General features: G+C 69.9%; 5 protein-coding genes and 5 pseudogenes. 4 read left to right on the forward strand and 6 right to left on the reverse strand.

Translation table 11 applies throughout. The features are described from left to right. Positions 1–32 precede the first annotated feature (32 nt). The 3 genes and pseudogenes from AB0G14_RS30435 to AB0G14_RS30445 all read left to right on the forward strand — a co-directional run. On the forward strand, positions 33–851 hold the full coding sequence (locus AB0G14_RS30435) for an SDR family oxidoreductase (RefSeq protein ID WP_357703302.1): 819 nt from the start codon (positions 33–35) through the stop codon (positions 849–851). Between the two features lie 147 nt (positions 852–998). Next, a pseudogene (locus AB0G14_RS30440) lies at positions 999–2,113 on the forward strand (IS3 family transposase); the annotation flags it as partial. Positions 2,114–2,143: 30 nt separating this feature from the next. Continuing rightward, a pseudogene (locus AB0G14_RS30445) lies at positions 2,144–2,500 on the forward strand (fatty acid desaturase); the annotation flags it as partial. Positions 2,501–2,540: 40 nt separating this feature from the next. Here AB0G14_RS30445 and AB0G14_RS30450 read toward each other — a convergent pair. The 6 genes and pseudogenes from AB0G14_RS30450 to AB0G14_RS30475 all read right to left on the reverse strand — a co-directional run. Further along, a pseudogene (locus AB0G14_RS30450) lies at positions 2,541–2,947 on the reverse strand (hypothetical protein); the annotation flags it as partial. Then, positions 2,947–3,144 (reverse strand): hypothetical protein, encoded by a 198-nt coding sequence (locus AB0G14_RS30455; protein ID WP_357703304.1) that lies wholly within the window; start codon positions 3,142–3,144, stop codon positions 2,947–2,949. The gene AB0G14_RS30455 and the pseudogene AB0G14_RS30450, both read right to left, overlap by 1 nt. Positions 3,145–4,390: 1,246 nt before the next feature. Beyond that, positions 4,391–5,977 (reverse strand): beta-1,3-glucanase family protein, encoded by a 1,587-nt coding sequence (locus AB0G14_RS30460; protein WP_357703306.1) that lies wholly within the window; start codon positions 5,975–5,977, stop codon positions 4,391–4,393. A 202-nt stretch (positions 5,978–6,179) separates the two neighbouring features. Next, positions 6,180–7,712, reverse strand: coding sequence for a ricin-type beta-trefoil lectin domain protein (locus AB0G14_RS30465; protein WP_357703308.1), 1,533 nt, complete (start codon positions 7,710–7,712; stop codon positions 6,180–6,182). Positions 7,713–7,873: 161 nt separating this feature from the next. Next, entirely contained in the window at positions 7,874–8,056 is a 183-nt protein-coding gene (locus AB0G14_RS30470) for a hypothetical protein (RefSeq protein WP_357703316.1), read from the reverse strand. Positions 8,057–8,058: 2 nt separating this feature from the next. Further along, positions 8,059–8,447 (reverse strand): annotated as a pseudogene (locus AB0G14_RS30475) (transposase family protein); the annotation flags it as partial. Between the two features lie 41 nt (positions 8,448–8,488). Between AB0G14_RS30475 and AB0G14_RS30480 the strand changes: the two are divergent. After that, a pseudogene (locus AB0G14_RS30480) lies at positions 8,489–8,926 on the forward strand (IS30 family transposase); the annotation flags it as partial. Positions 8,927–8,993 lie beyond the last annotated feature (67 nt).

Below are 8,993 nucleotides of genomic sequence, written 5' to 3' on the forward strand. Positions count from 1 at the left end.
CGAGCGATCCCCGCTCCGGAAAGGACCCCCTCATGCGATTCACCGACCAGACCGCACTTGTCACCGGAGCCAGCACCGGCATCGGAGCCGCGTTCGCCCGTGAGCTCGCCGCCCGCGGCGCCCACCTCATCCTGGTCGCGCGCAGCCGCGACAAGCTGCAGACGCTCGCCGAAGACCTGCAAGCGACCCACGGGGTGCGCGTCGATGTGCTGCCGACCGACCTTGCCCGGCCCGGCGCCGTCGCCCACCTTGCCGAGCAGGTCAGCCAGCTGGGCCGCACCGTCGACATCCTGGTCAACAACGCCGGGTTTGCAACCCACGGCGACGTCGACGCGGCCGACCCGGGCCGGCTGCACGAACAGGTGCAGCTCAACGTCACCGCCGTACTCGACCTCACCACGACGTTCCTACCGGCCATGACCGCCCGCAGGCGCGGCAGCATCATCAACGTCGCCAGCACTGCGGCGTTCCAACCCGTGCCCCACATGGCCGTCTACGGCGCGACCAAAGCATTCGTGCTGTCATTCACCGAAGCACTGTGGGCCGAGACCCGACCCACCGGAGTCCGCGTGCTGGCCGTTTGCCCCGGCGCCACCGAGACCCCGTTCTTTGACGTCGTCGGCGCCGAAGAAGCCAGCGCCGGAAAACGACGCACCCCCGAACAGGTCGTCGCCACCGCACTTCACGCCCTCGACCGCGGCGTTCCCAGCGTCGTCGACGGACACGCCAACGCCCTCGTCACCCGCCTACCCCGCCTGGTCCCGCGTCGTACCATCATCGCCATCGCCGAGCGCACCGTACGACCCCGCACCTCCGCCACCACGCACGAGCCCGCCACCACGCGCCCCTGAACCCCGTCAACGGCCGGACCCTTGCTCAGCATCGCCGCCGAACGCATCGCCCTGAGCGCTGGCACGATCGTCCCCCTCTGCCCTTCAGCATCAGCCAGCGGTGGCATCCGAGTCGGGCAGGCCTCGCGCCAAGCGACGATCGCGCAGGTCGCTGACGATCTCGGGGTCAATCGGGAGACGTTGCGCAGTTGGGTCCGCGCCGATGATCAGCGTCGGGGCGCGGCGGCCGGGCCGGCGGGGCGCCGGCAGCCGGCTCGGTGGAGGACGAGAACGCCGCGTTGCGGCGGCGGGTCCGGGAGTTGGAGGAGGAACGGGACATTCTGCGGAAGGCGGCCCGGTATTTCGCCGGGGAGACGCGCTGGTGAACCACTTCCAGTTCGTCGCCGACCATCAGCAGCGCTACGGCGTGAAGCGGTTGTGTCAGACCCTCGGGGTGTCCCGCTCGAGCTTCTACTACTGGCGCTCGGGCGCCGAAGCGCGGGCCGCGCGGGAGGCTGCGGATGCGGCTCTGGTGGGTCGGATCCGGGCGGTGCACACGGCTCACGACGGCACCTACGGAGCACCTCGGATCACCGCCGAGCTGCGTGATGCCGGTCTGGCGGTCAACCGTAAGCGGGTCGCGCGGGTGATGCGCCGCTTCGGCGTGCAAGGGCTGCGACTGCGCCGGCGCACTCGTACGACGGTGCCGGACCCGGCTGCGGCGAAAGGCCCGGATCTGATCGGCCGGGACTTCACCGTCCCGGCGCCGAACCAGCGCTACGTCGGCGACATCACCTACCTGCCGGTCGGGGACCGCGGGTTTCTCTACCTGGCCACCGTCCTCGACCTGCACTCCCGGCGCCTCGCCGGCTGGGCGATCGCCGACCACATGCGCACCGACCTGGTCATCGACGCCCTCCACGCAGCGAAGCGCACCCGAGGCAGCCTCGACGGGGCGATCATGCGCACCGACCACGGAGGCCCAATACACCCTCTCGGGCCTTCGCCAAGGCCTGCACCGCAGCCGGGTCCGGCAATCCATGAGCGCGGTCGGTAGCTCCGCCGACAACGCCGCAGCCGAGTCGTTCAACGCCACCTTCAAACGCGAAACCCTGCAAGGCCGCCGCGCCTTCACCGACGAACGCGAAGCACGACTCACCGCCTTCCGGTGGCTACACCGCTACAACACCATCCGCCGCCACTCCCGGCTCGGACAGCAGCCACCGATCACCTACGAAAAGAACACCCGGCCAGCGCCAGCTACGCTGACCCCGGCCGCATAAACCCGTGTCCAGGACCAGGGGTCAAGCCCCGTGCTCGGTCTCTACCTCGGCTGCTCCTTCGCCCCCAACCACAAGGGCATGCCCATCCTCGGCGCCGAGGACACCGTCGACTACCTGCGGCGGCAGATCCTCACCTCCCGCAACGTGTGCGGCGGGCTGTTCGTCGACACCGCGCTCGGCGGCCTGAACTACCAGATCGAACACCACCTGTTCCCCAGCATGCCGTGTCCCAACCTGCGCCATGCCCGGCCATTGATCCGGCGGTTCTGCGCCGAGCGCGACATCGACTACCACGAAACCACCCTGGGCCGCTCCTGGGCAGAGGCACTACGCCACCTGCACCACATCGGATCCCGCGAACCGCGAACGGACGTCACCGTTCGCTGACGCGGCCACGCCGCCTCGATAACAGGTTGCCGAGGCGGCTCTACCCGGCCGTCAGTGTTCCTCGACAGCGTGAGCGGGGCGCTGGTCGTCGATGGTCCCCACGTACCTCGTCGGCCCGGTCCCCGCAGGTGTCCGCCGGTGGCGGCGCGGCCGGATCGCCGCGCTGATCGGCCCGGTCGGTCGCTTCTCGATCCCGGTATGCCAGTCGACGGTGGGCTGGGTGCCCGGCGGGCGTCCGGTCGGGAGTCTGCTCGCCTCCGGGACGATGGGCCAGGTATCGGCCGGCGGTATTGAACACGGCGAGCAGCGGTACGGCCACCAGACCGCCGACGATTCCGGAGACAAGGACGCCGGTGGCAATCGCGAGGATCACGGCGAGCCAATGCAGGGCCACCACACGCCCCATGATCAACGACTGGAGCGCACGTGTCCTCCGATCTGCGGGATCAGACGCGCTGCTCCGGGTTGTCGCCCCCAGTTGCCGTCGGCTGCAGCGATGGACGGGCCGGGTTCACCGCGAACGGATGGCGTAGTCGCCGCATCGCCTCCTCGCTGCCGTCGAAAGTCATGCCCGGGTCGTCGAGCCCGTCGGCGGCCGGCATGGCGAGAAACAACGCCGGACGATCATTGCCGTTCAGAATCATGCAGGAGTCCGAATCTTCGGGAGAGGAGTGCCTTGGGTCGCGGGCAATTCTTGCCACGCCGTCTTCGTGACAGGCGCGCGTTCGCGCTGGCACCCGGTGGCGGTGCCTGGATCGCGGGCGACCGCCCGGCGACACACACCGCACCATACCTGGCGTCGCCATCCGTCGTGCGCCCGCAGCACACTGTTGGAGTTCTGTCGGGTGGACATCGTTCGCGCCAACCAGGCATGGTTTCTCATCACGCTGCTGACCATCGGCTACCCGGGTAGCCGGGGTCTGGCCGAGGCCGGTAGCAACTGGCGCAGCAGGACTGGTCGCTGGCGTACCCGACGCGGGCAGCCGTCCGAGCGCGAAAGCCCTGCAAGCGCACGCACGGCGGCTTGTCTTTCGCCGAACCCGCATTGGAGTGTAGCACAACCAGGAATCGAGATGCATCGTTTGCCGGGGTGGACCCGGAGGGCCGGGTGACTGTCTGGGTGTGTGCTGCCGAGATCATCGCCAGCTTGGAGTACGAGCGCATCGGCCCCGGCGGCGAGCAACCCGTCGGGGAAGCAGGACGTCACGCAGCACCGGTTGACGCTGGTCACCGGTGACGTCGTCACCCTGACGACCCGGCCTGGCGACGACCACCCGGCGATCAGCCTCGACCCGACCGGGCCGTCCCGTGGCACCGCAGAGGTGACCCACACCGACAAGGCGACCTACGTCGTGCCGGTCGCGGCCAACGAGGCCGTCACGAGCAACGCCGTGGACCTGGCGCTCTTCGATGTCGAGGGCCTCGTCGAGAGCGGCTACGACGACGCGAAGACCGACGCGCTGCCGCTCCTGCTCGACAACCGCGCCGGCCGGGCCGGGCCGGGCCGAAAGGTCCTCCCACGGCCAAGGCCGGGAACCGGTTGGAGAGCGTCCACTCCCTCGGGGCGCGGGTGTCGAAGCGTCAGGCGTCGTCCTTCTGGCGCGCCAACGACACGGCGGCGGAGCGCAAGGCCGCCCGGGCCGGCAATATCTGGCTCGATGTCAAGGTACCGTCTCGATCTACTGCCAGGCGGTCGGCACCACGGTGACCGGGACGTACGGCACGAGCAGCATCTGGAACCGGATCGGCACCAACCGCTACGTGTCCGACGCCTACGTCTATACCGGATACGACGGCTACATCCCGAACGTGCCCCGCTGCTGAGCCACTGCGCCGGCCGGGTCACCTACCGGACCCGGCCGGCCGCCGGCGGTGGTGGCTGTCGGGGTGTCAGTCCTTGTGCCACTTCTGGTTGGCCGTGCCCGCGCAGTCCCAGATCTGGAGCTTCGCGCCGTCGCTGCCGTTCCAGTCCTTGATGTCGACGCACTTGTTGGCCTGGAGGTTGACCAGGTCCCCGGCCGCGTTGAGGGTGAACTGCTGGGCGCCGGTGCCGTTGCAGGTGTAGAGCTGGACGACCGCGCCGTTGGCGGTGGACCCGGCGTCGACGTCCATGCACTTGTTGTTCTGGCTCTGCAGGGCCGTGCCGGTGAACGTCCACTTCTGCGCGTTGGTGCCGTTGCAGGGCCACATCTGCAGCTGGGCGCGGTCGACGAAGTTCGAACTCGGCACGTCGATGCACTTGTTGTTCCAGTTGCTGACCACGGCAACCCCGGTGCCGGGATTGCCGCCGCCGGCGAACGGGCTCAGGATCAGTCCGGCCGCGCGCGGGTCGCCGTCGTGGACCAGGGACTCGAAGCCGCCGACGTCGTCGAAGGCGAACGCGTACGCCTTGCCGTCGGCCATGTTGGCGTGGATCAGCCGGGCGTACTGGTTGGTCGGGTTGTTGCGGTAGAAGTCGGCGGCGTTGGTGCTGGGCTGGGTGTCGATCGTGCCGAGCGTGCCCCGGTTCAGCGCGGCGCAGAGCGTACGCGAGATTGGCCCGACCACCTGGTCGTTCGGCGCGGGCAGGTCGCCGTCGCAGCCCCAGACGCTTGCCGAGGAGGGCCGGTTGAAGGAGGCGACAACCTGACCTCTGCCGTTGGTGAAGGTCATGGTGTTGCCCGAGGTCCGCCCGTAGTACCGGATGCTCGGCTGGTTGGCGAAGGGGACCACGGTCAGCGTCTTCGTGGTGTACGCGTTCCACGCGGTGGCGATATAGGAGTCCAGGTAGGTGGGGCTGAGCAGGCCGGCGCCGGCGGCCTTGCCGGGGGCCAGGACCCGCAGCACGGTCCCGTCCGACCGGGTGTGCAGGGTGTTGGCCCAGCCCGGCTGGGACCGGATCCCGTCGATGACGGCGGTACGCCCGTTGGCCAACAGGTCGCCGGTCCGCTTGGTGACACCGTTGGCGCCGGTCACGGTCACTGCCTGCGGCACCGCGAACATGTCCACCTGGGAGCTGTTCAGCCACAGCCCGGCGTCGTTGTAGGTGAATTCGCTCCAGTCGAAGAGGATGTCCCGGTTGGCGTCGCCGGCCGCCCACGGGGCGGGTTGCACCAGCCCGTCCGGGGTGAGGAAGAACTTCAGCTTCTGCCCGAGCGCGAAGTAGACCCGTCCGGAGAAGCCGCGCGGGAACTGGATGGTGGTGCTGCCGCCGTTGCCGGGGCCGGGGATGGAGGCGTCTGGCGCGGGGGAGGGCGGGATCTGCCCGCCGGTCCAGGGGACGAAGGTGCCGCCGGAGGTGACGTAGCCGAGCCGGCCAGTGGCCAACTGGGTGCCGATGACGTACAGGTAGACCGGGTCCGCGCGGCCGGTGGTGTTGGTGACGGTGACGGGCAGCAGCGCCGGACCGACCGCGCGGGCCGGGGTGGCGGCGACGGTGCCTGCGACGCCGGCGAGCAGGGCGGACGCGACGGCGAGCAGCTTTCTTCGAAGACGCATGGATACCACCTCCAGGGGAACGGGACGGGAGAGAGAGCGCTCTTGGAGTGATCGGCTCGGGTGGTGGCAGGTGGGGTGTGTGGGCTTCGGGGCATCGCCGATCGCGGCAGCCGGCGTGGTTCCGCTCGCCTGTGGAGGCCGGCGGGCACGGTTGCGGTTGGCCCGGCGGCGAACGCCGCCGGGTCTGGTCCGCGACCCGGCCTCAGCCGGTGCGCCACTTCTGGTTGGCCGTGCCCGCGCAGTCCCAGAGTTGCAGGCGGGCGCCGTCGGAGTTGTTCCAGTCCTTGATGTCGACGCACTTGTTGGCCTGTGGATTGACCAGGTCTCCGGCGGCGGAGAACACGAACTGCTGGGCTCCGGTGCCGTTGCACCAGGCGATCTGGATGACCGCGCCGTTGTCGCGGGAGCCCCAGGCGACGTCCATGCACAGGTTGTTCTGGGTACGCAGCGTGCCGCCGGTGAAGGTCCAGCTCTGCGCCAGGGTGCCGTTGCAGGTCCAGGTCTGCAGCAGTACGCCGTCGGAGAAGTTGGAGGACGGCACGTCGATGCAGCGGTTGTTCCAGTTGCTGATGATCCGCGTCACGCCGCCGGTCGTGGTCAGCGACAGCCCGTAGACGCCGAGGATCTCGTTGACCGGCTGGAACCACATGATGCCGCCGTTCGTGCAGTTGCCGGTGCCGCCGGAGGTGACGCCCTGGGCCTGGTCGCCGGAGAGCCAGGACCCGCCGGAGTCGCCGGGTTCGGCGCAGGCGTTGCTGCGGGTCAACCCGTAGACCGCGCCCTGCGCGTAGTTGACGGTCTCGTCCCGGCCGAGGATCGTGCCGCAACGCCAGCCGGTGGTCCGGCCCGAGCGGCACACCGAGCTGCCGATCACCGCGTCCCGCGAGCCGGCCACGGGCGCGTTGCCGCCGGCGTAGTTGTTGACCCACGGTCGCGGGGTCCAGTTGCTGTTCGTGCGTACCCACGCGTAGTCGTTGCCGGGGAAGGACGAGCCGGCGAAGGTGCCCTGGGCCACGTTGTTGTAGCCGAGGGTGGAACTGCCCGCGCCGCCGCAGTGCCCGGCGGTGACGAATCCGCCCGCGACGGCGAAGCCCACCGAGCAGAGCACGTTTCCGTTGATCACGAACTGGTCGCCGCCGCGGATGTCGTACACGGGTCGGGGCACGTTCGCCTCGGTCACGTAGCGGACCAGGGCGCGGGGTGCTCCGCTGGCCGCCACGAAGGACGCGGCCGCCGCCGTGTGGCCCGGCTCGACCAGCACGACGACGGAGTTGCCGACGGTATCGGCGTACCAGCCCCGCACGGCGGTGGCCGGCCGGTGGCGCGCCGCGTACCGGTCGAGGGTGGCCCGGGCGGCGGCGAGTGTGGTCAGGCTGTGGCTGACCAGCCGGGGCTCGGCGCCTTCGGCGCGGACGGTGGCGGCGGCCGCCGGGTCGGTGATCGCCACGGTTAGCCGGCGGTCGTCGGTCAGCCAGGCACCGGCGTACCGCGCGCCCAGCCGGGCCCGCAGCCGCCGGTCGATCACCGTCGCCCCGGCCTCGACCCGGAGCCGGGCGGCCACCTCACGGTCGGTGAGCCCGAGATCCCGGCGCATGGCCTCGGCCATGCCGGGGGTGAGACCGGTCGCATCGGCGGCGCCGGCGGTGCGTGGTGGTTGCGCCGTCGCGGCGGTGGGTGGGGCGGCCAGGCCGGCGGCGAGGATCCCGGTGGCGAGCAGCCCGAGGAGCTTGTTCATCGATCTCCTTCCGGCCGGGTCCGACGGGTGCGGGACCGGCATGAGACGGGGAAGAGAGCGCTCCCTCATAGAAGGGCGCCTATTAGTTAACTTTCTTGTCAAGTCATGTCGAGCGTGCCAGCCGGGACCGGCCCGCCCGCCCGGCCCGCCGCCGGCCACTGCTAGACGCGGACGTAGCCCACGAGCATGCGGGACGGGAACGGCGTCGACGCGTCGGGCGGGCCCGGCCAGTCGCCACCCGCCGTCAGGTTGCGGATCCGGTAGAAGGGGTGGTCGAAGACCCACGGGCCGCGCGTCGCCTCCACCGTGTCCTTGCCGGCGTAGAGGACCTCGGTGTTGTCCACCAGATGGCGCGTTCGCCGATGGCGCGGATCTTGGCGTGTGAGCGGTTGACCTCACGCATGGGCTCGGGCAGGTTGCGGCCGTAGAACGGGACGACGACCGTGCCGCGGGCACTGCGATAACCCTTGTCTGCGAAGGTCATGACCGGGCGTCGGTGAGGGCGTTGATGATGCCGTGGTGGCGGGCGGCGGTCAGGTCGTGGGTCGAGCCGGGCAGTGCGGGTGAGATCCAGGCCAGCCGGCCGGCGGCATCCGCGATGACCTGGGCGTTGACGCCGTGACAGCGGTGCTTGCCCGCGTAGTGGCGTCGATCTTGCTCGCCGGAGAGCCGGTCAGTGCGGATCAGCGTGCCGTCGAGGATTGCGTACGCCAGGCGCCCGATGCGTTCCATCGCCTCGGCGAGGGTGGGTGCGTGGCCGGTGAGCAGGTCGACCGGAGACCATCTACCAGTCGCTCTACCACGGACATGGTGGACTCCAGCGCGGACTGACGCGGTCGTTGCGCACTGGTCGTATCCGCCGCAAACCGAGACGGCGGGCCGATCAGCGAGCCACCCGGTTCATCGACGCCGGCACGCTGATCAGTCACCGGCCGGCCGCGGCCGCCGACCGCGCCGAGCCAGGCCACTGGGAAGGCGACCTCATTCAGGGAACAAACAACCGCTCTGCCATCGCCAGTCTCGTCGAGCGCACCACCCGGTACGTGATGCTGCTACATCTCCCCGACGGCCACAGCGCCGAACGTGTCCGCGATGCCCTCATCGAAGCGATGTCCAGCCTGCCCGCGCACCTGGCTCGCACCCTCACCTGGGATCAAGGCGTGGAAATGGCACGCCACAAAGAGTTCACTGAGCCTTTCCGCGTAACACCCTGAGCACCGTTCGTGACGCCTGAATCGGTTGGCTACGGGCGGGAAACGCCTGTATAGGCATGGCCGAGCG

It is taken from the genome of Micromonospora sp. NPDC023814 (assembly GCF_040639595.1).
Lineage (GTDB): Bacteria > Actinomycetota > Actinomycetes > Mycobacteriales > Micromonosporaceae > Micromonospora.